Annotated in this window: 26 protein-coding genes and 1 other RNA gene; 6 read left to right on the top strand and 21 right to left on the bottom strand. The window is 67.7% G+C overall.

Going from position 1 to position 25,829, the window contains the following annotated elements; genetic code table 11:
* The first annotated feature begins 31 nt into the window (after positions 1-31).
* From moaA to moeA, 3 genes are read left to right on the top strand one after another with little or no spacing between them, the layout of a single operon-like run.
* Positions 32-1,168 carry a GTP 3',8-cyclase MoaA gene (gene moaA, locus ACSFBC_RS11830; RefSeq protein WP_435510511.1) on the top strand — a complete coding sequence of 379 codons (1,137 nt, stop codon included), beginning with the start codon at positions 32-34 and terminating at the stop codon, positions 1,166-1,168.
* On the top strand, positions 1,165-1,800 hold the full coding sequence (mobA, locus tag ACSFBC_RS11825; protein WP_435510510.1) for a molybdenum cofactor guanylyltransferase MobA: 636 nt from the start codon (positions 1,165-1,167) through the stop codon (positions 1,798-1,800). The genes moaA and mobA overlap by 4 nt, the downstream gene beginning before the upstream one ends.
* A complete protein-coding gene (gene moeA, locus ACSFBC_RS11820; RefSeq protein ID WP_435510509.1) occupies positions 1,797-3,095 on the top strand; it encodes a molybdopterin molybdotransferase MoeA in 1,299 nt (432 codons plus the stop codon). Before mobA ends, moeA begins: the two co-directional genes overlap by 4 nt.
* Before the next feature lie 66 nt (positions 3,096-3,161).
* On the opposite strand, the gene ACSFBC_RS11815 is transcribed toward moeA, so the two are convergent.
* The 12 genes from ACSFBC_RS11815 to ACSFBC_RS11760 form a co-directional block, all read right to left on the bottom strand.
* Positions 3,162-4,151 (bottom strand): acetamidase/formamidase family protein, encoded by a 990-nt coding sequence (locus tag ACSFBC_RS11815; protein WP_435510508.1) that lies wholly within the window; start codon positions 4,149-4,151, stop codon positions 3,162-3,164.
* 12 nt (positions 4,152-4,163) lie between these two features.
* Positions 4,164-4,874 (bottom strand): ABC transporter ATP-binding protein, encoded by a 711-nt coding sequence (locus tag ACSFBC_RS11810; RefSeq protein ID WP_435510507.1) that lies wholly within the window; start codon positions 4,872-4,874, stop codon positions 4,164-4,166.
* Entirely contained in the window at positions 4,864-5,589 is a 726-nt protein-coding gene (locus tag ACSFBC_RS11805) for an ABC transporter ATP-binding protein (protein WP_435510506.1), read from the bottom strand. The genes ACSFBC_RS11810 and ACSFBC_RS11805 overlap by 11 nt, the downstream gene beginning before the upstream one ends.
* Entirely contained in the window at positions 5,586-6,671 is a 1,086-nt protein-coding gene (locus ACSFBC_RS11800) for a branched-chain amino acid ABC transporter permease (RefSeq protein WP_435510505.1), read from the bottom strand. Before ACSFBC_RS11800 ends, ACSFBC_RS11805 begins: the two co-directional genes overlap by 4 nt.
* A 27-nt stretch (positions 6,672-6,698) precedes the next feature.
* Positions 6,699-7,565: an ABC transporter permease subunit gene (locus tag ACSFBC_RS11795; protein ID WP_435510504.1), complete on the bottom strand. Its 867-nt coding sequence runs from the start codon at positions 7,563-7,565 to the stop codon at positions 6,699-6,701.
* 50 nt (positions 7,566-7,615) lie between these two features.
* Positions 7,616-8,839 carry an urea ABC transporter substrate-binding protein gene (locus tag ACSFBC_RS11790; protein WP_435510503.1) on the bottom strand — a complete coding sequence of 408 codons (1,224 nt, stop codon included), beginning with the start codon at positions 8,837-8,839 and terminating at the stop codon, positions 7,616-7,618.
* A gap of 43 nt (positions 8,840-8,882) precedes the next feature.
* Positions 8,883-10,283 carry an amidase gene (locus ACSFBC_RS11785; protein ID WP_435510502.1) on the bottom strand — a complete coding sequence of 467 codons (1,401 nt, stop codon included), beginning with the start codon at positions 10,281-10,283 and terminating at the stop codon, positions 8,883-8,885.
* Positions 10,284-10,420: 137 nt separating this feature from the next.
* Entirely contained in the window at positions 10,421-11,833 is a 1,413-nt protein-coding gene (locus ACSFBC_RS11780; RefSeq protein ID WP_435510501.1) for an amidase, read from the bottom strand.
* Positions 11,834-11,959: 126 nt separating this feature from the next.
* Positions 11,960-12,184 (bottom strand): hypothetical protein, encoded by a 225-nt coding sequence (locus ACSFBC_RS11775; RefSeq protein WP_435510500.1) that lies wholly within the window; start codon positions 12,182-12,184, stop codon positions 11,960-11,962.
* 109 nt (positions 12,185-12,293) lie between these two features.
* Positions 12,294-13,229, bottom strand: coding sequence for a helix-turn-helix domain-containing protein (locus tag ACSFBC_RS11770; RefSeq protein WP_435510499.1), 936 nt, complete (start codon positions 13,227-13,229; stop codon positions 12,294-12,296).
* A 99-nt stretch (positions 13,230-13,328) separates the two neighbouring features.
* The gene (gene rnhA / locus ACSFBC_RS11765) at positions 13,329-13,778 is read right to left on the bottom strand and encodes a ribonuclease HI (protein WP_435510498.1); all 450 of its coding nucleotides are present in this window, start codon (positions 13,776-13,778) and stop codon (positions 13,329-13,331) included.
* Positions 13,775-14,572, bottom strand: a complete 798-nt coding sequence (locus ACSFBC_RS11760) for a class I SAM-dependent methyltransferase (RefSeq protein WP_435510497.1) — start codon at positions 14,570-14,572, stop codon at positions 13,775-13,777. The genes rnhA and ACSFBC_RS11760 overlap by 4 nt, the downstream gene beginning before the upstream one ends.
* On the opposite strand from ACSFBC_RS11760, the gene gloB reads away from it, so the two are divergent.
* The gene (gene gloB, locus ACSFBC_RS11755) at positions 14,571-15,356 is read left to right on the top strand and encodes a hydroxyacylglutathione hydrolase (protein WP_435510496.1); all 786 of its coding nucleotides are present in this window, start codon (positions 14,571-14,573) and stop codon (positions 15,354-15,356) included. The two genes, ACSFBC_RS11760 and gloB, sit on opposite strands and share 2 nt — an antisense overlap.
* Positions 15,353-16,957, top strand: a complete 1,605-nt coding sequence (locus ACSFBC_RS11750; RefSeq protein ID WP_435510495.1) for a transglycosylase SLT domain-containing protein — start codon at positions 15,353-15,355, stop codon at positions 16,955-16,957. Before gloB ends, ACSFBC_RS11750 begins: the two co-directional genes overlap by 4 nt.
* Before the next feature lie 51 nt (positions 16,958-17,008).
* On the opposite strand, the gene ACSFBC_RS11745 is transcribed toward ACSFBC_RS11750, so the two are convergent.
* The 7 genes from ACSFBC_RS11745 to dnaX all read right to left on the bottom strand — a co-directional run bounded on the left by ACSFBC_RS11745 (position 17,009) and on the right by dnaX (position 23,450).
* Positions 17,009-17,842 carry an ABC transporter permease gene (locus tag ACSFBC_RS11745; RefSeq protein WP_435510494.1) on the bottom strand — a complete coding sequence of 278 codons (834 nt, stop codon included), beginning with the start codon at positions 17,840-17,842 and terminating at the stop codon, positions 17,009-17,011.
* Between the two features lie 125 nt (positions 17,843-17,967).
* Entirely contained in the window at positions 17,968-18,792 is an 825-nt protein-coding gene (locus ACSFBC_RS11740; protein WP_435510493.1) for an ABC transporter ATP-binding protein, read from the bottom strand.
* A gap of 75 nt (positions 18,793-18,867) precedes the next feature.
* Positions 18,868-19,902 carry an ABC transporter substrate-binding protein gene (locus tag ACSFBC_RS11735; RefSeq protein WP_435510492.1) on the bottom strand — a complete coding sequence of 345 codons (1,035 nt, stop codon included), beginning with the start codon at positions 19,900-19,902 and terminating at the stop codon, positions 18,868-18,870.
* 139 nt (positions 19,903-20,041) lie between these two features.
* Positions 20,042-20,434 carry an MAPEG family protein gene (locus ACSFBC_RS11730; RefSeq protein ID WP_435510491.1) on the bottom strand — a complete coding sequence of 131 codons (393 nt, stop codon included), beginning with the start codon at positions 20,432-20,434 and terminating at the stop codon, positions 20,042-20,044.
* A gap of 39 nt (positions 20,435-20,473) precedes the next feature.
* Entirely contained in the window at positions 20,474-21,064 is a 591-nt protein-coding gene (recR, locus tag ACSFBC_RS11725) for a recombination mediator RecR (protein WP_435510490.1), read from the bottom strand.
* A gap of 94 nt (positions 21,065-21,158) precedes the next feature.
* Positions 21,159-21,491 carry a YbaB/EbfC family nucleoid-associated protein gene (locus ACSFBC_RS11720; protein ID WP_183023719.1) on the bottom strand — a complete coding sequence of 111 codons (333 nt, stop codon included), beginning with the start codon at positions 21,489-21,491 and terminating at the stop codon, positions 21,159-21,161.
* A 39-nt stretch (positions 21,492-21,530) separates the two neighbouring features.
* Positions 21,531-23,450 carry a DNA polymerase III subunit gamma/tau gene (gene dnaX, locus ACSFBC_RS11715; RefSeq protein WP_435510489.1) on the bottom strand — a complete coding sequence of 640 codons (1,920 nt, stop codon included), beginning with the start codon at positions 23,448-23,450 and terminating at the stop codon, positions 21,531-21,533.
* Between the two features lie 140 nt (positions 23,451-23,590).
* Between dnaX and ffs the strand changes: the two genes are divergently transcribed.
* Positions 23,591-23,687, top strand: an RNA gene (gene ffs, locus ACSFBC_RS11710) — signal recognition particle sRNA small type.
* Between the two features lie 412 nt (positions 23,688-24,099).
* Here ffs and ACSFBC_RS11705 read toward each other — a convergent pair.
* On the bottom strand, positions 24,100-24,378 hold the full coding sequence (locus ACSFBC_RS11705; protein WP_435510488.1) for a hypothetical protein: 279 nt from the start codon (positions 24,376-24,378) through the stop codon (positions 24,100-24,102).
* Positions 24,379-24,446: 68 nt separating this feature from the next.
* Positions 24,447-25,703 carry a TIGR03862 family flavoprotein gene (locus tag ACSFBC_RS11700; protein ID WP_435510487.1) on the bottom strand — a complete coding sequence of 419 codons (1,257 nt, stop codon included), beginning with the start codon at positions 25,701-25,703 and terminating at the stop codon, positions 24,447-24,449.
* Between the last annotated feature and the right edge of the window lie 126 nt (positions 25,704-25,829).

Genomic DNA, 25,829 nt, shown 5'->3' with positions numbered 1-25,829 from the left:
AGGTAAATTGGCCGCTGCACGCTGCCCACCCATGAACGAGACCTTCATCCCCCTTGCCGACATCGGCCGCGCCTCGCTAGGGGCATCGGCGGCGCAGGTCGCGCCGACGGTCCCGGCCACGGGGTCGCTGCACGACCGGCTCGGGCGCCCGCTCACCGACCTGCGCATCAGCGTGACCGACCGCTGCAACTTCCGCTGCAGTTACTGCATGCCGAAAGAGGTGTTCGACAAGGACTACCGCTACCTGCCCCACAGCGCGCTGCTGAGTTTCGAAGAGATCACGCGGCTCGCACGGCTGTTCGCGGCGCATGGGGTGCGCAAGCTCCGGCTGACCGGCGGCGAGCCGCTGCTGCGCAAGAACCTCGAAGCGCTGGTCGAACAGCTCGCGACCCTGCGCACGCCCGACGGCCAGCCGCTGGACCTGACGCTGACCACCAATGCCTCGCTGCTGGCCCGCAAGGCCGAGGCGCTGAAGGCGGCCGGCCTGCAGCGTGTGACGGTGAGCCTCGACGCCCTCGACGATGCGGTGTTCCGCCGCATGAACGACGTCGACTTTCCGGTGACCGAGGTGCTGGCCGGCATCGACGCGGCCCAGGCCGCCGGCCTGCCGGTCAAGGTCAACATGGTGGTCAAACGCGGCACCAACGATCAGGAAATCCTGCCGATGGCGCGGCATTTCCGCGGCACCGGCGCGGTGCTGCGCTTCATCGAGTACATGGACGTCGGCGCCACCAACGGCTGGCGCATGAACGAGGTGCTGCCCTCGGCCGAGGTCATCGCGCGCATCGCCGCCGAGTTCCCGCTGCGGCCCCTGCAGGCGTCCGCGCCTGGCGAAACCGCGCAGCGCTGGGCCTTCGAAGACGGCGGTGGCGAGATCGGCGTGATCAGCAGCGTGACACAGGCTTTCTGCGGCGATTGCAGCCGGGCCCGGCTTTCCACCGAAGGCAAGCTCTACCTGTGCCTGTTCGCCAGCAGCGGGCACGATCTGCGCCCTCTGCTGCGCGGCGATGGTGACCCGGTGGCTGGCGACGCCGCCATCCTGTCGGCCATCGGCCACATTTGGCAGGGCCGCTCCGACCGTTACTCCGAACTGCGCGCGCTGCGCGCCCCCGACACGAGCGACCCGGCCGCGCCGCGCCGTGTCGAGATGAGCTACATCGGCGGATGAAGATTTCCACGCAAAACATCACGGGCCTGGTGCTCGCCGGTGGCCGCGGCGCGCGCATGGGCGGCGTCGACAAGGGCCTGCAGCCCTTCGACGGCGTGCCGCTGGCTCGGCACGCGGCACGGCGTCTGGCTCCGCAGGTCGGTGCGCTGCGCTTCAATGCCAACCGCAACCTCGCGACCTACGAAGCCTTCGGCGCGCCGGTCTGGCCGGACGCCGACGACAGCCAGCCCGGCCCGCTGGCCGGTTTCCTCGCCGGGCTCTCACATTGCGACACGCCCTGGCTGCTGACCGTGCCCTGCGACACGCCCCTGTTCCCGCGCGACCTCGCCCGCCGCATGGCCGATGCGCTGGAGGCGGAGGATGCCGAAATCGCCATCGCCTGCGCCCCCGAGGCCGATGCGCAAGGCGCCGCCGTGTGGCGACCGCAACCTGTGTTCTGCCTGCTGCCCGCCGTGCTGCGCGACAGCCTTGCCCGTTTCATCGCGCAAGGCGGCCGCAAGATCGACGCCTGGACGGCTGACCATCGCACGGTGGAGGTTCGCTTCGACAGGCCGGACGATGCACCGGACGCCTTCGCCAACGCCAACACGCTGGCCGAGCTGCAGGCGCTCGAAGCCCGGTCGCCGCGATGAGCCGCATCGCCGAGATCGCAGCCGCTCTGCACGGCCATGACCCGCAGGCACTGAGCGTCGAGGGCGTGCACGCCTTCCTGGCCCGGCTCGTGACGCCGGCCGCTGGCCGGGCCCACGAGACGGTGCCGCTGCATCTCGCGCTCGACCGCGTGCTGGCTCGGGACATCGTCTCGCCCTTCGACGTGCCGCCGCACGACAACTCGGCCATGGACGGCTTCGCCTTCGACGGGCTGGTGCTCGACAGCGCCGCGGGCGAATGCCGGCTGCGCGTCGCCGGCGTGGCGCTGGCGGGCACCTGCTGGCACGGCAAGGTCGGTGCCGGCGAAGCGGTCCGGATCACGACCGGCGCGGTGATGCCGCCTGGCCTGGACACGGTCGTGCCGCAAGAGCTGTGCACCGTCGACGGTAGCGAGGTGCGCTTTGCAACCACCGCGCTGCGCCGCGGCGCCAACCGCCGCTTGGCCGGCGAAGACCTCGCGGCCGGCGGCCCGGCACTGCGCGAAGGCGACCGCCTGGGCCCCGCTGCGCTGGGCCTTGCCGCCAGCCTCGGTCTGGCGACCCTGCCGGTGTGGCCGCGGCTGCGCGTGGCCAGCTTCTCGACCGGCAACGAAATCCTGAGCCTGGGTGAAGCGACGCGCGAAGGCGCGGTCTACGACAGCAACCGCTACACGCTGCTCGGCCTGCTGACGCGGCTGGGCTGCGAGGTCCTCGACCTCGGCGTGGTGCGCGACGACCCGGCGGCGCTCGAAGCCGCGCTGCGCCAGGCCGCGCAGCAGGCCGACGTGATCGTCACCAGCGGCGGCGTGAGCGTCGGCGAGGCCGACCATACGCGCGCCGTGATGCAGCGACTCGGCGACATCGCCTTCTGGCGCATCGCCATGCGGCCGGGCCGACCGATGGCCGTGGGCCTGATCGCCCGCGGCGACGGCAGCGACGCCCTGCTGTTCGGGCTGCCGGGCAATCCGGTGGCCACGATGGTGACCTTTCTCGCCTTCGTGCGCCCTGCGCTGCTGCAGCGCATGGGGTGCAATGCCGCGCACCGCGCACCGCCGCCGATGCTGCGCGCGACCACGGCCACCGCAATCCGCAAGAAACCGGGCCGCACCGAGTACCAGCGCGGCTTCGTGCGCACGGTGCCGGGCACGCTGCCCGAGGTGCGCATCGCCGCCAACCAGGGCTCGGGCGTGCTGCGGTCGATGGTCGAAGCCAATGGTCTGGTGGTGCTGCACCACGACCAGGGCAGCGTGGCGGCCGGCGAGCCGGTCGACGTGATGCTGTTCGACGGCGTCGTCTGAGCAGGGCAGGTCCTCGCGCGCCGCGCGCTTGCCCGGCATCGTGACCACCCGATGCACCTGAAGGCTTCAGGGCGCGAGATAGGTCTTCGAGATTCCCGCCCCCACGGTGTACTTCGGGTCGACGAAGTTGCCCAGCCGCACCTTGCCGCACTGGCTCAGCATCATGTAGGCGTCCCAGCGGTCGTAGCCGTATTCGGCCTCCATCCACAGCACCAGCTCCTTGTAGGCGATGCGGGTCGCGTCCTCCAGCGGCCGGGCGCTGCCGATGGCCATGATCATGTCGGCCGTTTCCAGCCGGGGCCATTCGAGCGTCCAGCCCTTGATGAGGTCGACGCGGATGGTCGTGAGGCTCGGGTACTCCACCGCCGTGCCGCACACCTCGCCGTCGCCCTGGCAGGCATGCGCGTCGCCGATGAAGAGCCGCGCGCCCGCGGTGCGCACCGGCAGGTAGGTGATGCTGCCCGGGCCCATGTCGGGCAGGTCCATGTTGCCACCGTGCTGGTCGGGCGTGAGGCTGTTGATGGAGTCGATCGCGGGCGAACAGCTCAGCGTGCCGATGTGCGGCTTGTACGGCAACGTGACGCGCTTGCTCCAGTACACGCCTTCCTCGTCCACGTCGATCTTGCGGGTGATCTCGGGCAGCGGCTCGTTCAGCAGCGCGGTGAAGGCGGTGCCGCTGAGCGCGCCGAACGACGGGATCATGCAGCAGGTGCCGCGCGGATTGGGCCCTCGCGGTGCCATCGACTCGATGTACACCGCGAGGGTGTCGCCGGGCTCCGCCCCCTCGACCATGATCGGGCCGTTCTGCGGATTCACGAAGGGCATGGTCAGCACCTTCGAGGGCAGGTCCTGCTCGGTCTTCACCTTGCCGTCGAAGGCATCGCGCGTTTCCACCGCGATGCGATCGCCGGGCTTCACCGTCATCACCGCATTCGAGTACGGGCCGATGGTGAAGTGGAACGTGCCCTGCCTGGCCTCCGTGAGTTCATGCGTGACGATGCTGCGTTCGCGGCCGATGCCGCGCGTGTGCATGATCGATTGGTCGAGCCAGCTCATGGGTGTTGTCCTTCAGATCATCAGGTGGTTGCGCACGGTCTGCGCGTTCATGTGGTCCGCCTCGATGCGGCCCACCACGCGGCCCTTCTCCATCACGTAGGCGCGCTCGCCCACGTCGAGGATCGTGTCGAGGTTCTGCTCGACGAAGAGAATCGTCGTGCCCAGGTCGCGCCGGATGGCGCGCAGCACGTCGCAGATCAGCTGCACGATGGAAGGCTGGATGCCCTCGGAGGGCTCGTCGAGCAGCATCAGCACCGGGTTGCCCACCAGCGCGCGGCCGATGGCCAACTGCTGCTGCTCGCCGCCCGACATGGTGCCGGCCAGCTGGTTTCTGCGCTCCGCGAGACGCGGGAAGTACTGATAGACCAGGTCGGGCAGCTTCTTGCCGTGCGGCCCGCCGACCAGTTCGCCGACCATCAGGTTCTCTGCCACCGTCATGCGCGCGAACACGTCGCGGCCTTGCGGCACATAGCCGATGCCCAGCCGCGCCCGCGCGTCGCTCGGCAGCGCCGATATCTCCTGCCCGCGCAGCTGCACGCTGCCGCCGCGCGTGCGCAGCAGACCCATCAGGCAGCGCATGGTGGTCGTCTTGCCGACGCCGTTGCGCCCGATGAGACTCACGATCTCGCCCTTGCGTACCGTGAGGTCCACCCCCTGCAGGATCGGCGTGGCGCCGTAGCTCGCGTGCAGTCCTTTCACGTCGAGAACGATGTCAGTGCTCATGTGTTTTTCCCAGGTAGATCTCCGCCACGCGCGGGTCGGCGATGACCTCGCCGATGGACCCTTCGGCAAACACCTTGCCGAAATGCAGCACCGTCACGCGCTGCGCGATCTGACGGATGAACGCCATGTCGTGCTCGACCACCAGCACCGTCATGCCCTCGGCATTGAGCTTCTGGATCAGCTCGCCGGTCTTGAAGGTTTCCTCCGGCGACAGGCCTGCCGTGGGCTCGTCCATCAACAGCAACACGGGCTTCAACGCCAGCGCCATGCCGATCTCCAGCCACTGCTGCTGGCCGTGGGCCAGTTCGCCCGCCGGCTTCTTCGCGTCGGCCGCCAGGTCGAGCAGTTCCAACAGCCGGTCTTCCTCGCGCGTGAGTTCCGCGCGGCCGACGACGTGGTGTTGCAGCGCGATGTGGATGTTCTGCCGCACCGGCAGTTCCTTGAACACACTGGGCGCCTGCATCTTGATGCTCATGCCCTGCTGCACGCGCTGGAAAGGGCGCTGGCGCGTCACGTCCTCGCCCTGGAAGGCGATGTGGCCCGACGTGGCCTCGTGCGTGCCCAAGATCAGCTTGAACAGCGTGCTCTTGCCCGCGCCGTTGGGGCCGATGAGGCAGTGGATCTCGCCCTGCTTCACGGACAGATCCACATCGGACACGGCCGCATGGCCGCCGAAGTGCTTGGTCAGCGAGCGGGTTTCGAGCAATGCGGTCATGCACGCACCTCCTGCGCATCCGCCACTGCGCGCTCTTTCACGGCTGCGTCGCCACGCCGCGCAAACAGGCGCCGCACCGCCTGCACCACGCCGATGACGAAGCCCTGCGGCGCCACCATCACCGTGCACAGCAGCATGGCACCCATCAGCAGCAATGCGGCTTGCTGGCTGTAGACCGTGATCGTCTGGAAGGCCCACAGCACCAGGAATGAGCCGACCATCGTGGCCGTGATGTCGCCGCGCCCCGAAAACGCGACCCATACGATAGGCATCGCAGCTGCCGGCAGGCCGATGCTCGCCGGCGTGATGAACTGGCCCCACGACGTATAGAGCACCCCGCTCAGCCCCGCCAGCGCAGAGCCGATGACGAAGGTCGCCAGTTGGTACTTGCGCACGTCGTAGCCCAGCAGCTCGGCACGCTGCGGATCTTCGCGCATCGCGACGATCACATTGCCGAAGCGGGAGTTGAGCAGCATGCGCAGGCCGATGTACACCACGAGAATCAGCCCCACCACCAGGTAATAGAGCGCCATGCCGTCGAAGTACAGCGTCTCGCCACCGAGCCACGGCAGGTTCAGCGGCGCCATGTCCTTCATGCCGTTGAAACCGTTGAGCCGTGCGCTGCCGATGTGCCACTCGGGCCCCGCCGTCTGCCCGAGGAAGAAGGCCAGCACCAGCGTGGCCGACAACGTGACGATGCCGAAGAACACGCCGCCCACGCGCCCCCAGATCATGAAGTAGCCGAGCACCGCCGCGGCCAGCGCGGCGAGCAGCAAGGCCCCCAGCAGCGCGAGGAAGGTCGTTCCCGCCTCCCCGCCGAGGTTGATGGCGAGCACGCCGTAGCCATAGCCCGCGATGCCGAAGAACAGCGTCTGCCCGAAGGACAGCATGCCGCCGTAGCCCCACACCAGGCACAGGCCCATGGCCATGAAGACCCAGGTCAGCAGATAGGCCATGTTGCCCACGTCGTAGGCGTCGGCGACCACCGGGTACAGCAACACCAGGGCGAGCACCGCCAGAAAAGGGAGCCAGAAGACGCGCGTGGTGCCGAGCGTCTGCGGGCCGTTGATGAGTTGGAACATGCGATGTGACTCCGTCGATTCAGCGGTTCATCGGGTCTTGCGGGCCAGCCAGCCCGAGACGCCCTCGGGCAGGATGCGGATGACGACGATCACCGCGAGCAGCATGCCGATCTGCCCCACGATCTGGCCGCCCCAGCCGTTCAGGCCGGTGCGGATCACCGCCAGCAGGATGCCCGCCGGCGCGGTGCCCAACAGCACGTTGGCGCCGCCCACCACCACCGTGACGAAGCTCTCGACCAGGAAGGCCGCGCCCATCGTCGGGATCAGCGTCATGGTGGGCGCGTACAGCGCACCGCACAGCCCTGCCAGCGCAGCGCCAATACCGAAGCTCAGCGCATACACCCGCCCCACGCGCACGCCGGTGGCCTGCGCAATCTGGGCGTTCTGCATCGTCGCCCGTGCCTGCACGCCGAAGCGGGTGCGCATGAAGACGAAGTAGATGCCGCCCAGCACCGTCACGGCCGCCGCGAACAGCACCATGCGATACACCGAGAAGGTGTAGTCACCCACCACGAAGCTGCCTTCGGGCGTGCCGATGCCCGTGACCGACGAGCCCACCGTCAGCAGCATGCCCTGCGTGACGATCAGGCTCAGGCCCCAGGTGGCGAGCAGCGAATCGAGCGGACGCTTGTAGAGCTTGCGCACCAGGCTCCACTCCAGCAGCACGCCGATGAGCCCGGCGGCCAGCGTGCCGAACAGCTGCGCGAGCGGCAGCGGAAAGCCCGCATGCACCAGGCCCACCGTGACGTAGGCCCCGCACATGATGAACTCGCCATGCGCCATGTTGATCACGCCCATCATCCCGAAGACGATCGCCAGGCCGGCAGCCGACAGGATGAGGAACGCGAACACGTCCGCGAACTGGTAGAAGAACGAAAAGATTTCGGCGAACACCGCAAGGTCCTCTCAAGGGGCGCCAATGGCGCGAATGGGAGGCGCTAACATCAGGACTTCTTCGGCAGGTCCGAAGGCGTGTACTGCTTCTTGTCGTTGCTCTTCGTGAGGTCGCAACCGATCTTTCCGAGCCAGTACGGCTGGATGGTCCCGTAGTCCTTCACCACGTTGACCTTGTGCTTCTCGTCCACCGCGATCAGGCGCATCTGATGCGAGGCGTGCTGGCTCTTCGGATCGATGCAGACCTTTCCCTCGCCGGCCTCGATGCACGCGTCGCCCGACGCGATCACCTTGCGCAGGTCGGCCAGCTTGGTCGACTTGGCCTTCTCCACCATGGTCTTGTACATGTAGAGCGCGTTGTAGGCGTTGTAGCCCATGTCGTTGATGTACGGCTCATTGGGGAACTTGGCGTGCCAGCGCTTCTTGAAGTCGGTGGCCGCGGACGAATCGATTTCTTCGAACCAGTTGGCCGTGGCGTGCATGCGGTTGAGCGCCGGCGGCGCGAAGCGCTTGTGCTCGAAGCCCAGCATCACCTTGACCGACGAGCCCATCGGCAGGTTCAGCTTGGCGGCGGCCGCCTGCTCGAAGAACGAGTCCTGCGCAGCGCCCACGTTGAGCATCAGCAACCAGTCGGGCTTGGCCTTCTGGATGTTCTGGATGGTCTGCGCGAACTGCGACACGCCCAGCGGAATGAACTCCTCTCCCACCACGGTGCCGCCGACGTCCTTCAGGATCGAGCGGTTCCATTCCGCGCTGATCTGGCCGAAGTTGTAGTCGGCCGCCACCACATAGACCTTCTTGCCGAACTTCTCGACCATGTACGGAATGAGCGTGGAAAACTGCTGCTCGGGCACCGCGCCCATGCTGATCATGTTGGCGTCGCACACGCCGCCTTCGTACTGGTTGGTATAGAAGTACGGCGTCTGCGTGCGGTCGACGATGGGTCGTACGGCCTCGCGCGAGGCGGAGGTGATGCCGCCGATGAGCACGTCGACCTTGTCCTTGCTCAGCAGGCGGCGCGTGAACTCCTGGTAACGCGCGTTGTCGCCCTGCGGGTCGAGGTGGATCAGCTCGATCTGCCGGCCCATGATGCCGCCGGCCTTGTTGATCTCTTCCACGGCCAGCAGCGACCCGTTGAGCTTGGGCTTGCCCATGAAGGCGAGGTCGCCGGAGACGTCTTCCATCAGCCCGACCTTCAACGGATCGGCGGCCCATGCGGAGGTGGTGAGGGCCACCGTGCAACCCAGGGAGAAAAGCGCGCGACGTAGTTTCATGGTGATGTGCTTTCGAGGGGTGTGATGAAGGGAAGAAAGAGACTCAGAGCGCCGGGTGCTTGCGGTGCCAGTCGGTCGCCTGCTGGAAAGCGACGCCCGCGCGCACCAGCAGCGCTTCGTCGAAGTGGCGTGCCACGAACTGGAAGGCCACCGGCATGCCCGCGGGCGTGAAGCCGCCGGGCAGCGTGATCGTCGGGCTGCCGGTCATGTCGAACGGACAGGTGTAGCGCAGCATCGCGGCCATCAACTCGGCGTCGACACCCATCTGCGACATGCGCTCCATGGTCGGCGAAGCGATGCCCGTGGCGGGAATCAGCAGCAGGTCGATGTCCTGGAACATCGCCCTCACCTTGCCGCTGAAGGCGTGGCGGCGCAGCACGATCTTCTGGTAGTCCACGCCGCGCTGCGCGAGGCCGAGCTCGATCAGGCCGGCCACCGCGGGGCCGTACATATCCTTGCGCGACGGGTAGTTCTTCTCGTGCACCACGGCGGCTTCCATGCCGCACAGCGGGAACCAGTCCTCGATGGCCTGCGCGGGGTCGGGGAAGCTCACTTCGCGGAGCTCGCCGCCCAGCGTCTTCACGGCCGCAATGGCAGTATCGAGCACCGCGCGCGTCGGCGCATCGACGCCTTCGGTGGTCCAGCGGGTGTCGATGCCCACGCGCAGGCCGGCCAGGCCCTTGCCGATGTCGGTGAGGTAGTCGGGCACGGGCAACTGGCTCGCGGTCGGGTCGTTCGCGTCGGCCCCGGCGATGGCGCCGAGCATCGCGCCTGCATCGGCCGCGCTGCGCGTCATCGGGCCGATGTGGTCGAGCGTGGCGGCCAGCTCGAAGGCGCCGTGGCGGCTCACGCGCCCCCAGGTCGGCTTCAGGCCCGTGAGGCCGTTGGCGGCCGAAGGAAAGCGGATCGAGCCGCCCGTGTCGGTGCCCAGCGAGCCGTAGCAAAGCCCGGCCGCCGTGGCCACGCCCGAACCGCTCGACGACACGCCCGGCCAGTGCGCCGCATTCCACGGATTGACCGGCGGCGACACCGTCGGATGATGGTCTGCATACGCGCTCTCGGTGAGCTGCAGCTTGCCGAGGATGACCGCACCCGCCTCGCGCAGCTTGCGCACCACGGTGCCGTCTTCGGTGGGAACGAAGTCCTTGTAGAGCGTCATGCCGGCGGCGGTCGGCACGCCTTCGGTCCAGCACAGGTCCTTGACCCCGACCGGCACGCCCTGCAGCGGGCCCCGCAGTTGCCCCTTGGCAATCTCGGCATCGGCGCGCGCGGCCTCGGTCAGCGCCGAGTCGGTCATCACGCGCACATAGCTACGGAGGGCACCATCGACTTTCTCGATGCGCGCGAATTGCGCCTTCGTCACCTCGACCGAGGACAATTCCCGGGACTGGATGAGGCGGCCGACTTCGAGAAGTTCGAGGTAGTGCAGATCGTCGTTCGACATGGCTGGAAAACTCCGGTCGTTGAAAAAAATGGCTCTGGAAGCACGCTGAGAGCTGGCATCGAAGTTATCGGCAGGCGGCTGCAGGCGCTTTGCTCACAGCGCCATTGCGATGTGCTGGTTCGGTCAGCCCATGACTTTCAGCGCAGAACGGGTGCGCGCCGGTGGAAGTTGGTGGCCAGCTGGAACGCATGGCCGGCGCGCAGCAGCGTGGCCTCGGCAAAGGGCCGCCCGATGATCTGCATGCCGATGGGCAGGCCATCGGGGTCGAAGCCGCAGGGCAGGTTCAGCGAGGGCAGGCCCGTGAGGCTGGCCACACCGGTGAACTGCATGATCGCGGAGAGCATGTCTTCGAACTGGCCCGGAACGATCTCCACGCTGGTTTCGCCCATCCGCGTGGCCACGAACGGCAGCGAGGGACAGATGAACACGTCGACGCTGCGGAATGCCTCGAGGAACTCGCTGCGCAGCAAGGCGCGATAGCGTTGCGCCTGCAGGTACTGCGTGGCCAACAGCAACTCGCCGGCCTCGAGCAACGTGCGCACGTCGTCGCCGTAGTCCTGCGGACGCTCGCGCAGGGTGCGTTGGTGGTAGGTGCTGGGCTCGGCCGACTCGATGGTGAGCTGGGCGGAAATGTTGCCGTGGATGTTTCGGATGTCGACGTCCACCAGCTGCGCGCCCATGTCGACGAAGGTGGCGAGCGCCTCTTTCACCGCGTCATGCACGGGCACCTGGAGGCGCTCGAAGAAGTACCCAGGCACCACGCCGATGCGCAGGTGCCTGCAGCCGTCGGCCAGGTCCTTCAGGCAGTCGTCGGTGGCGCGCTGGGCGCTGCCGGCGTCCTTGGCATCGAAGCCGGCGATGGCACCGAACATCAGCGCGCAATCTTCCACGGTGCGCGTCATCGGGCCCACCGTGTCCATGCTCCATGCGAGCGGCACCACGCCGTGGTTGCTGACACGCCCATAGGTCGGACGCAAGCCGACGATGCCGTTGATGGCCGAGGGCAGCCTGATCGATCCGCCCGTGTCGGTGCCGATGGCTCCGAAGCAGAAGCGCGCTGCCACCGCCACGGCCGAACCACCGCTGGAGCCGGCGGGGAAGCGCGTCGTGTCCCACGGGTTGCGTACGGCGCCGTAGTGCGGGTTGGCCGAGGTGCCGCCCCAGGCGAACTCGTGCATGTTGGTCTTGCCGACGAACACCGCGCCGGCCTGCCGCAGCCGCGTGGTGACGGTGGCATCGGTTTCCGGCAGCCAGTCGGACAGCACCTTGCTGCCCGCCGTGGTGCGCGTACCGCGCACGGCGACGTTGTCTTTCAGCGCGATCGGAATGCCCTGCAGCGGGCCGAGCTCGTGGCCCGCGTCAGACAGCAGCTCGGCCGCGCGCGCCACCTGCATCGCCTGCTCATCGAACACGGTGATGAAAGACTTCAGCACGCCGTCGTGCTTGCGGATGCGGGCCAGCGAGGCCTCGACCAGTTCGACCGGAGAAAGCTTGCGCTCCCGCACCAGGCGCGCGGCCTGCGACAGTGTGAGTTCGAGCACATCGCTCATTGGAGAACCTCCGCGCTGCGCGCTGCGGTGCGAGCTCGCTTGGGGCGGCCCGGCGCTGCGCTCATTCGAAAACCTTCGCGCTGCGCGCTGCGGTGCGAGCTTGCTTGGGGCGGCCCGGCGCTGCGCTCATGCAGCGTCCTCCGGCTGCTCATGCGCGTGCGTGAAGGCGGTGACCGGCATCAGCGCCTGATGCGCGGGCTCGCTCATCTTGCGGCTCAGTTCGTTGGCTGCTGGAATCCAGACCAACAGGATGGCCTCGACTGCCGCGAGGCGTTCCGCGCTCAGGTTCAGGGCCGCGCAACGGGCCAGCGCAGCGACATCGGCGCGCTCTGCAGGGGGTGGGCTTTGCATCGTCGTCTCCATGCGTGAAGGGTGAGCTTCACGATAGGGAACAACCGCAACGAAGGCTTGGCTCCCAGAGCCAATCCGCTCGACTGGAACCGCCAGTCGCGACCTTGACTCAGTGCCGGCGCAAGAGCGTCTGCGGTGTCACGCCGTAGGCCTTCTTGAAGACCCGGCAGAAGTGCGACATGTCGCTGAAGCCGTACTGGAAAGCCGCCTGCGTGACCTGCCGCACCCGGCCTTCGAACAGCGCGCGATGACTGGCCTCGAGCCGCTGCTTCCACAACCACTGGATCGGCGTGGTGCCCTGCTCTGCGAAGACCCGCGCCAGCGTGCGGGTCGAGACGCTCTGCGCGCGGGCGATCTGCTCGACGTCGAGCTCGCAGTCGTCGAGGTGCGCCAGGATGTAGTCGCGGGTCTTCTGGAGCAGTGCGCCATGCCCGGAGCGCGCCAAGTCGGTGCCTTCGACCTGTACTTGCAACGCGGCCGAGAGCATGTCGAGCAACGCGCTGGCGAAGCTGGCCTGCATGCCATCGCGCCCCGACAGCTCGAGCACCACCGCCTCGCGGAGCATATTGCCCAGCAGCCTGGCGATGGGATGACCTTCGGCCAGATGCATGGCCGTGAGGTTGTGCGCCTCTGGCACCCGGCAGAGCAGTTGCTTGCGCGGGATGCGCACCAGCAGCGCCGATTCGGGCGCGAGGTCGAAGGTGAAGGCGCGAGCGGCGTCGTACAACACGATGTCGCCGTTGCGCTGCACCACGCTGCGGCCCGACTGCGAAAGCACGCCGTGGCCCGACACCATGAGGCTGAGCATGAAGTCTTCGTTGGGCCCGCTGCGCAGGTGCTGGGCATCGCGCTCCCACAGGCATCGTGGAGACGACATTTCGGCCAGCGTGAGACTGCCCAGCGAGCGCACCAGAAAGCGCGCATTGAAATGCTCGCGATCGGGCACCAGGCTCTTGGCGGGAATGAAGTGCCTGCAAACCACGTCGCTCCAGTAGTCGAAGCGTTGGCCAGGGTCGACCGTGTCGGTGGAGTAGTCGAGGTTCATGCTTCGGACGAATGAGTGGCCGTAGAACGGGAACCGCCGGTGGCGTCTGCAAACACTCTAGCAAAATTCATGCCTCATGCAAGGAGGCATGACCCTGACTCAGATCCGGCCCAGCGCCTTGTCCACGCCCTTGTTTGCGAGCATGTCGGCCCGCTCGTTGCCCGGGTCGCCCGAGTGGCCCTTGACCCAGCGCCATTCGATCTGGTGCCCGCCCTCCTGCACCAGCTGGTCGAGGCGTTTCCACAGCTCGACGTTCTTCACCGGCTGCTTGCTGGCGGTCATCCAGCCCTTGGCCTTCCAGCCCTTGATCCATTCCGTGATGCCCTGGCGCACGTACTGGCTGTCGAGGTACAGGATGACCTTGCAGGGCCGCTTGAGCGCGGCCAGGCCTTCGATCACGGCCTGCAGCTCCATGCGGTTGTTGGTGGTGGCGAGTTCGCCCCCGAACAATTCCTTCTCGGTCGGGCCCGACTTGAGCCAGGCGCCCCAGCCGCCCGGGCCGGGGTTGCCCTTGCAAGCCCCGTCGGTGTAGATCTGTACTTCGTTCAAGAACCGTTTCCTTTGTTCGATGATGGGTGGTGCGAACCAGGTTCGCGATGCATCCGGCCGGCGATCGGCACGGGTGCGCTGGCGCGCTGCGAGCCACGCCGCCAGTCGGCGCTCAGCAGGCGCATGCCGCGCACCCGTTTGACCGCGACCAGAAAATAGACGGCGCCGAAGATCGGCCACCAGCGTTCGCCGGCGGTGTCGAACCAGCGCAGGCGCTCCAGCCAGGCTTCGCTGCGCACCGCCGGACGGTACACGCCGAAGCGCCCCGACTCCACCTCGAAGCTCAGCAGGCGCAGCCAGTCGCGCATGCGCCAGTAGCCGATGAAGTCCCCTGTCTGGGGCAGGAACAGCTCGCCGAAACCCAGCCGTCTGTAAAGATGGGCGCGACGCTGGCGCATGCCCCAGAGGCTGGTGGGGTTCAGGCCGCAGATGATGACCCGGCCCTCGGGCACCAGCACGCGCTCGACTTCGCGCAGCGTCGCATGCGGATCGGGGCTCTGTTCGAGCGTATGCGGCAGCACGATCAGGTCCAGGCTATTTGCAGGGAAAGGCAAGGCGGAGAACTCGGTCAGCAGTGCTGCCCGGCCCGTGGGCACGGCATCGGCCAGGGCCAGCCAGCGGTGCGGCATGCGGTTGCTGCGCAGCGCGTCGATGCGGCCCGAACCCAGCTGCAGCGCGTGGTAGCCGAAGACATCGGCCACGGCCTGGTCGAACTGCGCCTGCTCCCATGCCAGCAGGTACTGGCCAGGCGGGGTCTCGAACCAATCCTGCAAACCTATAATTTGACCGCTCATGACCCTCGTTCCGCTGCCCGCCTTCGCCGACAACTACATCTGGATGCTGCAGAACGGGAGCCACGCGATCGTGGTGGACCCGGGCGACGCCCAACCGGTGTTCGATGCGCTTGCGCGCGCACATCTGCAGCTGGCCGCGATTCTAGTCACGCACCACCACGCCGATCACACGGGCGGCGTGGCGGCGCTGCGCGAGGCCACCGGGGCCCGCGTCTTCGGCCCCGCCGGCGAAACCATCCCCGAGCCCTACACCCCCTTGGCACAGGGCGACCATGCCGAAGCCCTGGGCCTGCGCTTCGAGGTGTTCGACATCCCGGGCCACACGGCCGGCCACATCGCCTTCTTCCTGCCCGCCGACGCGCGCCATGCCGAAGCCCCGATCCTTTTCTCGGGCGACACGCTGTTCTCGGGCGGCTGCGGCCGACTCTTCGAGGGCACGCCGGCGCAGATGCTGGCATCGCTCGACACGCTGGCTACGCTGCCGGGCGACACCCGCGTCTGCTGCGGGCACGAATACACACTTGCTAACCTGCGTTTTGCCCGTGCGGTGGAACCCGGCAACGCCGATCTGACTCACTACACGGCGCATTGCGAATCGCTGCGCGCGCACGGTACGCCGACACTGCCCTCGCAGCTCGGCACCGAGCGCCGGATCAACCCCTTTCTTCGCAGCCGCGAAGCCACCGTCCTTCAAGCCGTGCACGCTCAGGCCCACCTCGGCGCCGATGCGGCCGAGGTCGAAGTCTTCGCCGCATTGCGCCAATGGAAAAACGACTTCCGATGAAATTCCTCTCCGCCGTCTGCCTGGCAGGCGCCGTCTTTCTCGCAGGCTGCGCAAGCACGCAGCAGCCTTCGTCGACGGACCTCCCCGCCACCAGCGGCGGCATGCCGCCCGTCGCACTGCCCGAAGGCTCCGCCGCCCCCGTCTACCCCGGCGGTGTGCTCACGCCCATCACCGCCGGTCGCTCCGGCGCGAGTGCGCGCAGCGTGGTCACGCTGGCGCCCCCGGTCGACATGTGGGACCGCATCCGCCGCGGCTTCAAGATGCCCGATCTCAACACCGACACGGTGCGCGAGCAGGAGCAGTGGTATGCGGTGCGGCCCGACTACGTGCAGCGCATGACCGAGCGCTCCAACCGCTACATCTTCCACATCGTCGAGGAGCTCGAGCGCCGCAACATGCCGACCGAACTGGCACTGCTGCCCTTCATCGAGAGCGCCTTCAACCCGCAGGCCGTGTCCAGCGCGCGCGCGGCCGGCATGTGGCAATTCATGCCGGCGACCGGCAACGACTACGACCTCAAGCAGAACATCTTCCGCGACGACCGGCGCGACGTGCTGGCCTCCACCCGCGCCGCGCTCGACTACCTGCAGCGCCTCTACACCATGTTCGGCGACTGGCACCTGGCGCTGGCGGCCTACAACTGGGGCGAAGGCAGCGTCGGGCGCGCGATCGCCAAGAACCAGCGCGCCGGCCTGCCGACCGGCTACATGGACCTCACGATGCCGGCCGAGACGCGCGGCTACGTGCCCAAGCTGCAGGCGGTCAAGAACATCGTGGCCGATCCGCAGCGCTTCAACGTCGACCTGCCGGTGATCGCCAACCACCCCTACTTCCAAACCGTGACGCTCACGCGCGACCTCGACGTCGCGCTGGCCGCGAAGCTGGCCGACGTGCGCATCGAGGATTTCCGCGCGCTCAACCCCGCGGCCCACAAGCCGGTGCTGCTGGCCGCCGGCACGCCGCAGATCCTGCTGCCCTGGGACAACGCCGCGGTGTTCCAGCGCAACTTCGAGGCCTACAGCCAGGGCCAGTACGCGAGCTGGACTGCCTGGACCGTGCCCGGCACCATGACCGTGGCCGACGCCGCCCAGCGCTCGGGCATGAGCGAAGCCGATCTGCGCGCCATCAACCAGGTGCCGCCGCGCATGCTGATCAAGGCCGGCTCGACGCTGATCGTGCCGCGCGGCGCACGGGTACAGGAAGACGTGGCCGCCCTGGTGGCCGATACCGGGCATCTGAGCTTCCAGCCCGAGATCGTCACGCGCCGCACCACGGTCAAGGCCGGGCGCAGCGACAGCGTGGCCAGCATCGCGCGGCGCTATCGCCTGAGCGCATCCAGCGTGGCCGAATGGAACGACGTCAAGGCCAACCACGTGTTCCAGCGCGGCTTGAGCGTGGTCGTCTACCTGCCGGTGCAAGCGGCGCGCGCCGCCCGCGTGGGCACCGGCACGCCGCGCGGCGTGGGCGCCAAGGCGCCAGCACGCCAGGCGCTGGCCGGCAAGACTGCGGTGGTCAAGTCCAGGCCCACCGTGGTGAAGAGCAAACCCGCCCCGATCGTGCGCGAGAGGCGCGGCGGCACGCCGTCCAAGCAGAAGCGCTGAGCGGCCGTCGCGACACGGCGCGCCTGGGCATGCCGCCCTCGCGGGCCGTGCTCAGAGCTTCTCGGTCTCGCCGCTGCGTGGCTGCCATTTCATGAGCCGCCGCTCGACCCGTCCCACGATGCCGTCGAGCGCCAGCGCGAAGACCGTGAGCACCACGATGCCCGCGAACACGGTGTTGACGTCGAAGGTGCCCTCGGCCTGCAGGATCAGGTAGCCGACGCCGCGCGCCGAGCCCAGGTATTCGCCCACCACCGCACCCACGAAGGCCAGGCCCACCGACGTGTGCAGGCTCGAGAACACCCAGCTCGTCGCGCTCGGCAGGTACACCGTGCGCAGCAGCTGGCGCTGGTTGGCGCCCAGCATCTTTGCGTTGGCCAGCACCACCGGGCTCACCTCGCGCACGCCCTGGTAGACGTTGAAGAACACGATGAAGAACACCAGCGTGACCGCCAGCGCCACCTTGCTCCAGATGCCCAGGCCGAACCACAGCGCGAAGATCGGCGCCAGGATCACGCGCGGCATCGAGTTGGCGGCCTTGATGTAGGGGTCGAGGATCAGGCTCGCCGTGGGCGCGAGCGCCAGCCAGAGCCCGCAGGCCAGCCCCAGCACCGTGCCGATGCCGAAGGCCAGCACGGTTTCGAGCAGCGTGGTGCCGAGGTGGCGGTAGATGTCCGCGTTGCCGGGCAGCCCTTCGGGGAACAGCAGGTTGGGCGGCACGGCGAAGGGCAGGAACCAGCTCCAGATGCGCCCCGCCACCTGGATCGGTTCGCCCAGGAAGAAAGCCGCCTTGTCGTCGCGCGACACGAGGTGCCAGGCCAGCAGCAGCACGACCAGCAGGCCGATCTGCCAGGCGCGCGCATTGCGTTCGGTGGGTTTCAGCTGCATGTCAGCCCATCACCTCAGATGCCACCACGGCCAAGACCAGAGATACCGTGGAACCGCCTTTGCCGGGCCACCGGTATCGCCCCCTCGAGGGGGAGGCGCCGCAGGCGCATCGGGTGTGTTCCATCTCAGGCCGCCTTCTTCAGTTGCTGTGCATAGCCCTTGAGCACCTCGTCGCGCAGCACGTTCCAGATCTGCGTGTGCAGCTCGACGAAGCGCGGGTGCGTGCGCACCTCGGCCACGTCGCGCGGCCGCGCGAGATCGATCGCGAATTCGCCGATCGGGTGCGTGGCCGGGCCGGCCGACAGCACCACCACGCGGTCGCTCATGGCGATGGCCTCGTCGAGGTCGTGCGTGATGAAGAGCACCGCCTTCTTCTTCCGGCTCCAGAGTTCGAGCACCTCGTTCTCCATCAGCTGGCGCGTCTGCACATCGAGCGCGCTGAAGGGCTCGTCCATCAGGATGATGTCGGGGTCGAGCACCAGCGTCTGCGCGAGCGCCGCGCGCTTGCGCATGCCGCCCGAGAGCTGGTGCGGATAGCGGTCGCCGAAGCCGGCGAGTCCCACGCGCGCGAGCCATTGCTCGGCCTGCGCGGCCGCGTCGGCATCGGACACGCCCCGGTACTGCAGCCCCACCATCACATTGTCGCGCGCGCTGCGCCAGGGCATCAGCGCCTCGGTCTGGAACATGTAGCCGGCACGCGTGTTGATGCCTTCGAGCGGCTGTCCGAACACCTTCACCGTGCCCGACGAAGGCGCCAGCAAACCGGCGCCCACATTGAGCAGCGTCGACTTGCCGCAGCCCGTGGGACCGACCACCGAGACGAACTCGCCCTCGCGAATGCGCAGCGTGGTGTCGGCCACTGCGGTGTAGCGCTGGCTGGCATCGTCCTTCGCGCGGAAGGTGCACTGGATGTCGATGAGTTCAAGGGCGTAGGTGGAATCGGTGGACATGGTGCGGATGAAGGCGACCGATCAGCGGTTGCGGCCAAGAAAAAAACCCGGCCGGGGCCGGGTCGCCGATTGCGCTCAGGCCTTGAAGCGTTCCTTCGCGCGCCGCGCGAAATCGTTGGTGTAGGTCTTGCTCAGGTCGATCTTGTCGGCCTTCACGCTGGGGTCGAAGCTGGCGATGGCGGTCAGCGCGGTCTTGGGGCCCTCGGCCGGCACGAGGCCGTCGATGGCGATCGATTCGCGCACCTTGTCGAAGGACGCGAGGTACAGCGCACGGTCGCCCAGCAGGTAGGTCTCGGGCACGGTCTTGATGATGTCGCTGGGGCCGGCCGTCTGCAGCCACTTGAGGCCATGGACGATCGCATTGGCCAGCGCCTGGCAGGTGCCCGGATTCCTCTGGATGAATTCGGACGAGGCATAGAGGCAGGCCGCGGGCATCAGGCCGCCGAACACGTCGTGCGTGCCCTTGAGCGTGCGGGTGTCGCTGATGATCTGCACGTCGCCCTTCTGCTCGAGCATGGTCATCACCGGATCGGTGTTGCTGATCGCATCGATCTGGCCCGAGCGCAGCGCGGTGAGCGCGCCCGCGGCCACGCCCACACCGATGAAGCTCACGTCGCTGGCCTTGAGCCCACCGCGCGACAGCACCAGGTTGGCGACCATGTTGGTCGACGAGCCGGGCGCGGAGACCCCGATCTTCTTGCCCTTGAGATCGGCGATGCCTTTGTAGCCGGCCATGTTCTTGGTCGAGACACCGACCGCGATCTGCGGCGCCCGCCCCTGCAGCACGAAGGCCTGGAACATCTGGTTCTTGGCCTGCAGGTTGATGGTGTGCTCGTAGGCGCCAGAACAGATGTCGGCCGAACCGCCGACCACCGCCTGCAAGGCGCGCGCACCACCGGCGAAGTCGGAGATTTCCACGTCGAGCCCCTCGGCCTTGAAGTAGCCCAGCTGCTCCGTGATGGTCAAGGGCAGGTAGTAGAACGCCGCCTTGCCGCCCACGGCGATGGAGACCCGCGTCTTCTCGGGCTTGGCCTGCGCGACGACCCGCGGCACGGCGATCGATGCGGCGCCCAGCGCGGCGGCGGAGGTGAAGGAGCGGCGATTGAGCATGGCGCTTGGTCCCTGTTGTGTCATTCGGTTTGAAGACCGAATCGAGCTTAGGCGCGCGCATGCACCCCCTGCATCGGGAACATCCCGTGGGGGTTTCCACGTAAACAAAAAGGGGGGGGCATGGCCCCCGGAAGAGCGGTCAGCGATCCGCGAAAAGGAGCGCGATGTTGACCAGCACACCCAGCGTCCAGACGGCGCTGCGCGCCGTGCCCACACCGCGCACATAGAGTGCGATGTACACCAGCCGCAGCACGACATAGGCCACGGCCAGCGCGTCGATGCGCGCCTGCGCGGCGTCGAGCTGGTGCGCGATGAGCACCGCGCCGATGAAGAAAGGCAGGCCCTCGAAGCTGTTGGCATGCGCTGCGTTGGCACGGGCCCGCCAGCCGCTCTGCTTCGAGGCCCAGTCGCGCGGCGACACGTTGTCGCGCGGGCCGAAGCTGCCGGCCTTGGCGATCCAGACGCACACGTAGGGCAGCAAGGCGGCGACCAGCACGCACCAGTAGGCAAGGGGCAGGAAAGGCAGGTTCATGCGATGTCTCCGGTGTCTGCTGCGATGCGTGCGTGCGCTCTACCGGCGGTCGACCAGTGCGTGCGCGATGGTGCCGAGGTCCACGTACTCGAGCTCGCTGCCGGCCGGCACGCCGCGCGCGAGCCGCGTGACCGTGAGGCCGCGCTGGCGCAGCGTCTCGCCGATCACGTGCGCCGTGGCTTCGCCCTCGGCGGTGAAGTTGGTCGCCAGGATCACCTCGACCACGCTGCCGTCGAGCGCGCGGTCGAAGAGTTTCTGCAGGCCGATGTCGTTCGGTCCGATGCCGTCGAGCGGGCTGAGGCGCCCCATCAGCACGAAGTAGTAGCCATGGAACGCACCGGTGCGTTCGAGCGCGGCCTGGTCCGCCGGCGTCTCGACCACGCAGAGCTTGCTGCCGTCGCGTCGCGGATCGCTGCAGACCTGGCAGATCGGGGCCTCGGTGAAGGTGTTGCAGCGATCGCAATGCCGCACCTCGGCCGCCGCCTCCTGCAATGCGCGCGCCAGCATCTGCGCGGCCGGACGGTCGTGCTGCAGCAGGTGGAAGGCCATGCGCGAAGCCGACTTGATCCCCACGCCCGGCAATCGCCGCAGCGCTTCGATCAGCATGTCGAGGGAACTGGAATCAGCCAACAGTCACCTCACGAAGCGATGAGAAATGAGAACCCGGCCCCGGAGGGCGGGGTGGCGAAACGGCGCGCGGTGCGTGCCGCTTCGGAGAAAGCCATCAGAACGGCAGCTTCATGCCGGCCGGCATGCCGGGCATGCCCGCGGTGAGCTTGCCCATCTTCTGCTCGCTGGTTTCCTCGGCCTTGCGCACCGCGGCGTTGAAGGCGGCGGCGACCAGGTCTTCCAGCATGTCCTTGTCGTCGGCCAGCAGGCTGGGGTCGATGGTGATGCGCTTGACGTCGTGCTTGCAGGTCATGACGACCTTCACCAGGCCCGCGCCCGATTCGCCTTCGACCTCGATGTGCGCCAGTTCTTCCTGTGCCTTCTTGAGGTTGTCCTGCATTGCCTGCGCCTGCTTCATGAGGCCGGCCAGTTGTCCTTTGTTGAACATCGTTGGTCCTGATAGGTTGGGTGGGTAAAAAGAAAAAAATCAGACGGGCCGCAGCGTGCCGGGCACGACCTTCGCATCCCAGTCGCGCATCAGCTGCTGAACTTCGGGGTCGCCGTGGATCGCCTCCTCGGCCTTGCGCTGACGCGCATCGGCCGCCTGCTTGTTGCGGCGCGCAGGGCTGTCGCTCACGCCGCCGATCTCGATGGCGATTCTCACCCCATGGCCGAGCGCGGCCAATGCGACCTGCAACTTCTCCCGGCTCGCGGGCTGGTTGAGCGTCTCGCGCTCGACGCGCAGCAGCCATTGGTCGACGTCGCGCGCGACCAGTTGCGACTGCAGCGCCAGCTCGCGCGCCAGCGCCGTGATGGCCTCGGCGACCACCATCTGCGTCACCGTGGCATGCCAGAAGTCGCCATCCTCGCTGGGCGGAATGGGGGAAGAGACTGCGCTGTCGGCGCCCCGCGGCTGCTCGCGCGCATCGGATGCCGGCTGCACGCGCACCGGCATCGCGAGCACGCGCGCGGGCGGCTCCTCCATCGGGATATCGTCGAAGTACGCAGGCGGTGCCTCGGCCGATGGCGGCGATTCGCGCACCGGCAGGCGATGGCCGGGCGGCGTGGACGATGCCGGCCGGACGGGCGCCGCAACGGCGGCCACAGGCGATGTCACGGGAGTGGAAACGGCCTTGGGTGCAGGCGCCTCCTGCTCGGACATCTGGCGCACGGGCAGCGGCCGGGCCGGTGCCGACGCGGGCGCCGAAACGGGTGGCGGCAGGGCCGCCGACCCTTCATTCAGAGTTTTTTTTTCCGGGGAGGCCGAAGCGGCAGCACCCGCAGCAGCAACGACACCCGGGGGCTTGAAGGCCAACAGCCGCAACAGCACCATGGTCAGCGCCGCGTACTCGTCGGGCGCCAACCCTAGCTCGGCACGGCCATGCAGGCACAGGCTGTAGAGCAGCTGGGTCTCGTCGGCCGGCATCGTGGCGGCCAGCCGCGCGGTTTCGGCGGCATCGGGATCGGTGTCGCCGGAGGCAGCCGCCGCGCGCGAAGGCACGGCCTGCAGCACCGCCATGCCTTGCAGCACGGTGGTCATCTCTTCCAACGTAGAAGCGGCGGACAGGCCGTCGCGGCGCAGCACTTCGGAGGTCTCGACCACGGTCTTGCCGTCGCCCTGCGCCAACGCGTCGATGAGCCGGAACACATGCCCGCGATCGACGCTGCCCAGCATCTGGCGCACGCTGGACTCCTGCAACTGGCCGTTGCCGAAGGCGATGGCCTGGTCGGTCAGCGACAGCGCATCGCGCATCGAACCGCGCGCCGCGCGCGCCAGCAGGCGCAGCGCCTGCGGCTCAGCCTCGACCGACTCGGCCTTCAGCACCTGCGTGAGGTGGTCCAGCACGGTCTCGGGCGCCATCGGCCGCAGGTTGAACTGCAGGCAACGCGACAGCACTGTGACCGGCACCTTCTGCGGATCGGTGGTGGCCAGCACGAACTTGAGGTACTCGGGCGGCTCTTCCAGCGTCTTGAGCATCGCGTTGAACGCGGTGTTGGTGAGCATGTGCACTTCGTCGATCATGAAGACCTTGAAGCGCCCCTGCACCGGCTTGTAGACCGCCTGCTCGAGCAGCGACTGCACCTCGTCCACGCCGCGGTTCGACGCCGCATCGAGCTCGGTGTAGTCGACGAAACGGCCGGCGTCGATGTCCCGGCAGGCCTGGCAGACGCCACAGGGGGTGGCGGTGATGCCGCCCTGCCCGTCCGGGCCCTGGCAGTTGAGCGACTTGGCCAGCACGCGCGACACCGTGGTCTTGCCGACACCCCGCGTGCCGGTGAACAGGTAGGCGTGGTGCAGACGCTGGGTGGTCAGCGCGTTCGACAGCGCCTGGACCACATGCTCCTGGCCGACCATTTCTTCGAAATTACGGGGCCGGTATTTGCGGGCGAGCACGAGATAGGACATTGCAGGCATTCTAAAAGGCGCGACGCCCCCTTCCGGCCGAATGCCGCGGAACGTGACGATCTGGCCGAAGGGCATTCCATCGGAGGGATAAGGAGATGCGACACGAAGCGCACCTTGCGGTGCCGGCTACAATGAGCGCTGACGGGCCTCCCCGCATGGTGAAGCGGCCAACCGGGTCAGATGGGGAACCAAGCAGCCCTAACTGCGTAGTCAGTGCCGGGGGTAAGGCTCGTCAACCTCATATCCAGAAGCCTTGAGTTTTCTACAACTCGAGCGCCATCCAAGGGTTCAGAGCCCTCGCGCGTAAAAGCTCGCACTGGCATGGTTTCGATGCCGGACATGGCCAGCGACCCTAGGGGTTCGAACCATCGCAGCGCACAGACCGCTTTGACGCCCCTCCCCCAATTCTCCAGAGCAAAGCGGCCCGTCGCTCGCGGCTGCGCACGTCTGCGTGCTGCTCCCGCCTCTGTTATTCCAGCGACGCCGTCAACCCCCCAAGTTGTTCTCTTCTTCTGTGGATAAGGCTGTGGGTTCTGCCATTGCAAGGCAGGTCAAAGTGAGGATCCATGAGGCCTGCCGCCACGTTGCCCAAAGAAAGGGCAGCAGCCGGATCGGCGGTATCCGGGCCGCTCAAAAACGCCGGCCAGGCTCAACCGGCCGGGCTCGCGCGAAGTTTGGCCGTCAGGGTCTCGGCCAATGCAAGCGTTTGGTGCTCCATCGCGGCGATGCGGTAGGAACCGAGCTGCCGCCCCTCGTAGCTCAGGACCGCCACCGAAAAATGATGGCTCAGGGCGGTGGCTGCGTCGTGCAGACACTCGGCGATGGACCAGAGCCCCTCGCGCAGATGACGATCGTCGGCCGAGCCGATGCTGACGCCGTAGTTGAAATACCTGTCGCGAATTTTGCGAATGTCGACTTGCGGATGCATGCTTGTGAAACTTTTGTGACCCGAGATTTTCGAGAGTCACCGGCGCTTCACATGTAATCCTGAAGTATTCAGTGCTTGTCAGACAATTCCTGCATGCGCCGCAGCACGCCCCGCGCCGCGGCCGCACCACTGGCCATCGACGCCGTGAGCAGGTAGCCGCCGGTCGGCGCTTCCCAATCCAGCATTTCGCCGGCACAGAACACGCCGGGCAGCGCGTGCGCCATCAGGTGTTCGTCCAGCGCATCGAAACGTACGCCGCCGGCACTGCTGATCGCCTCGGCGACGGGTCGGGCCGTTGCGAGCCGGATCGGGAGCGCCTTGATGGCATGCGACAGCGCCTCGCCGGCCTGCATGCCTTCACGGCCCAGCACTTCGTACAGCACGCCGGCCTTGACGCCGTCGAGGCCGAGCCGGCTCTTGAGATGACTGCTCAACGAACGCGAGCCGCGCGGATGCATCACGGCCGCGTGCACCTGCTCGGGACTGCGGTCGGGCAGCAGGTCCAGCAGCAGCGTGGCGCTGCCGTTCACCGCGATCTCGTCGCGCAGCAGGCCGGAGGCCGCATAGACCAGGCTGCCCTCGACGCCGGCCGCGGTCGCCACGAACTCGCCCTTGCGTGCGAAGTGACGGCCCTGGCCATCGGTGAACGCGATGGCCACCGACTTGAAGGGCTGGCCCGCGAAGCGCGTGCTGAAGTGATCGCTCCATCCCACATCGAAGCCGCAATTGGCCGGCTGCAGCGCATCCACCGCCACGCCGTGGGCCTGCAGCCATGGCACCCACGCGCCGTCGGAGCCCAGCCGGGGCCAGCTGGCGCCGCCCAGGGCCAGCACGACCGCGGCCGCTTCGGCATGCGCCTCGCCCGCCGGCGTCGCGAAACGCAGCGCGGCCGGCGACACGGCCGCGTCGGAAGCGCCGAGCCAGCGATGCCGCATGTGGAACTGCACGCCCGCGGTGCGCAGACGGTGCAGCCAGGCACGCAACAGCGGCGCCGCCTTCATGTCGGCGGGGAACACCCGACCCGAGGTGCCGACGAAGGTCTCGATGCCCAGGCCCTGGGCCCAGGCGCGCAGGGCATCGGGCCCGAAGCCGCGCAGCAGCGGTTCGATCTGCGCCCGGCGTTCGCCGAAGCGGGTGACGAAGGCCTCGAGGTCTTCGGAGTGCGTGAGGTTCAGGCCGCCGCGACCCGCCAGCAGGAACTTGCGCCCCACGGACGGCATGGCGTCATAGAGATGGACCTGACGTCCGGCCGCGCTCAGGACTTCGGCGGCCATCAGGCCCGCGGGTCCGCCGCCGATCACGGCGACGGTGTTTTCAATGCTCATTCGGGATTCCAAGTTCAGAGGAAAGAAGGGCTTTGGCTATCGAGCCCATAGCGGGTGCGCACACCACGCCGACACTTGGTTTCTGCCACAATGACCAGCACTTTAGCCGCACCGAAACCACTCGCG

This window comes from Variovorax frigidus (assembly GCF_051216515.1).
Classification (GTDB): Bacteria; Pseudomonadota; Gammaproteobacteria; order Burkholderiales; family Burkholderiaceae_C; genus Variovorax.
This window is presented reverse-complemented; position numbering and strand designations above follow the sequence as displayed.

What these genes read in the sequence shown, in the direction of transcription:
- moaA (WP_435510511.1), top strand. Translation starts at nt 32, where the DNA reads ATGAACGAGACCTTCATCCCCCTTGCCGACATCGGCCGCGCCTCGCTA.
- mobA (WP_435510510.1), top strand. Translation starts at nt 1,165, where the DNA reads ATGAAGATTTCCACGCAAAACATCACGGGCCTGGTGCTCGCCGGTGGC.
- moeA (WP_435510509.1), top strand. Translation starts at nt 1,797, where the DNA reads ATGAGCCGCATCGCCGAGATCGCAGCCGCTCTGCACGGCCATGACCCG.
- ACSFBC_RS11815 (WP_435510508.1), bottom strand. Translation starts at nt 4,151, where the DNA reads ATGAGCTGGCTCGACCAATCGATCATGCACACGCGCGGCATCGGCCGC.
- ACSFBC_RS11810 (WP_435510507.1), bottom strand. Translation starts at nt 4,874, where the DNA reads ATGAGCACTGACATCGTTCTCGACGTGAAAGGACTGCACGCGAGCTAC.
- ACSFBC_RS11805 (WP_435510506.1), bottom strand. Translation starts at nt 5,589, where the DNA reads ATGACCGCATTGCTCGAAACCCGCTCGCTGACCAAGCACTTCGGCGGC.
- ACSFBC_RS11800 (WP_435510505.1), bottom strand. Translation starts at nt 6,671, where the DNA reads ATGTTCCAACTCATCAACGGCCCGCAGACGCTCGGCACCACGCGCGTC.
- ACSFBC_RS11790 (WP_435510503.1), bottom strand. Translation starts at nt 8,839, where the DNA reads ATGAAACTACGTCGCGCGCTTTTCTCCCTGGGTTGCACGGTGGCCCTC.
- ACSFBC_RS11785 (WP_435510502.1), bottom strand. Translation starts at nt 10,283, where the DNA reads ATGTCGAACGACGATCTGCACTACCTCGAACTTCTCGAAGTCGGCCGC.
- ACSFBC_RS11780 (WP_435510501.1), bottom strand. Translation starts at nt 11,833, where the DNA reads ATGAGCGATGTGCTCGAACTCACACTGTCGCAGGCCGCGCGCCTGGTG.
- ACSFBC_RS11775 (WP_435510500.1), bottom strand. Translation starts at nt 12,184, where the DNA reads ATGCAAAGCCCACCCCCTGCAGAGCGCGCCGATGTCGCTGCGCTGGCC.
- ACSFBC_RS11770 (WP_435510499.1), bottom strand. Translation starts at nt 13,229, where the DNA reads ATGAACCTCGACTACTCCACCGACACGGTCGACCCTGGCCAACGCTTC.
- gloB (WP_435510496.1), top strand. Translation starts at nt 14,571, where the DNA reads ATGACCCTCGTTCCGCTGCCCGCCTTCGCCGACAACTACATCTGGATG.
- ACSFBC_RS11760 (WP_435510497.1), bottom strand. Translation starts at nt 14,572, where the DNA reads ATGAGCGGTCAAATTATAGGTTTGCAGGATTGGTTCGAGACCCCGCCT.
- ACSFBC_RS11750 (WP_435510495.1), top strand. Translation starts at nt 15,353, where the DNA reads ATGAAATTCCTCTCCGCCGTCTGCCTGGCAGGCGCCGTCTTTCTCGCA.
- ACSFBC_RS11745 (WP_435510494.1), bottom strand. Translation starts at nt 17,842, where the DNA reads ATGCAGCTGAAACCCACCGAACGCAATGCGCGCGCCTGGCAGATCGGC.
- ACSFBC_RS11740 (WP_435510493.1), bottom strand. Translation starts at nt 18,792, where the DNA reads ATGTCCACCGATTCCACCTACGCCCTTGAACTCATCGACATCCAGTGC.
- ACSFBC_RS11735 (WP_435510492.1), bottom strand. Translation starts at nt 19,902, where the DNA reads ATGCTCAATCGCCGCTCCTTCACCTCCGCCGCCGCGCTGGGCGCCGCA.
- ACSFBC_RS11730 (WP_435510491.1), bottom strand. Translation starts at nt 20,434, where the DNA reads ATGAACCTGCCTTTCCTGCCCCTTGCCTACTGGTGCGTGCTGGTCGCC.
- ACSFBC_RS11720 (WP_183023719.1), bottom strand. Translation starts at nt 21,491, where the DNA reads ATGTTCAACAAAGGACAACTGGCCGGCCTCATGAAGCAGGCGCAGGCA.
- dnaX (WP_435510489.1), bottom strand. Translation starts at nt 23,450, where the DNA reads ATGTCCTATCTCGTGCTCGCCCGCAAATACCGGCCCCGTAATTTCGAA.
- ACSFBC_RS11705 (WP_435510488.1), bottom strand. Translation starts at nt 24,378, where the DNA reads ATGCATCCGCAAGTCGACATTCGCAAAATTCGCGACAGGTATTTCAAC.
- ACSFBC_RS11700 (WP_435510487.1), bottom strand. Translation starts at nt 25,703, where the DNA reads ATGAGCATTGAAAACACCGTCGCCGTGATCGGCGGCGGACCCGCGGGC.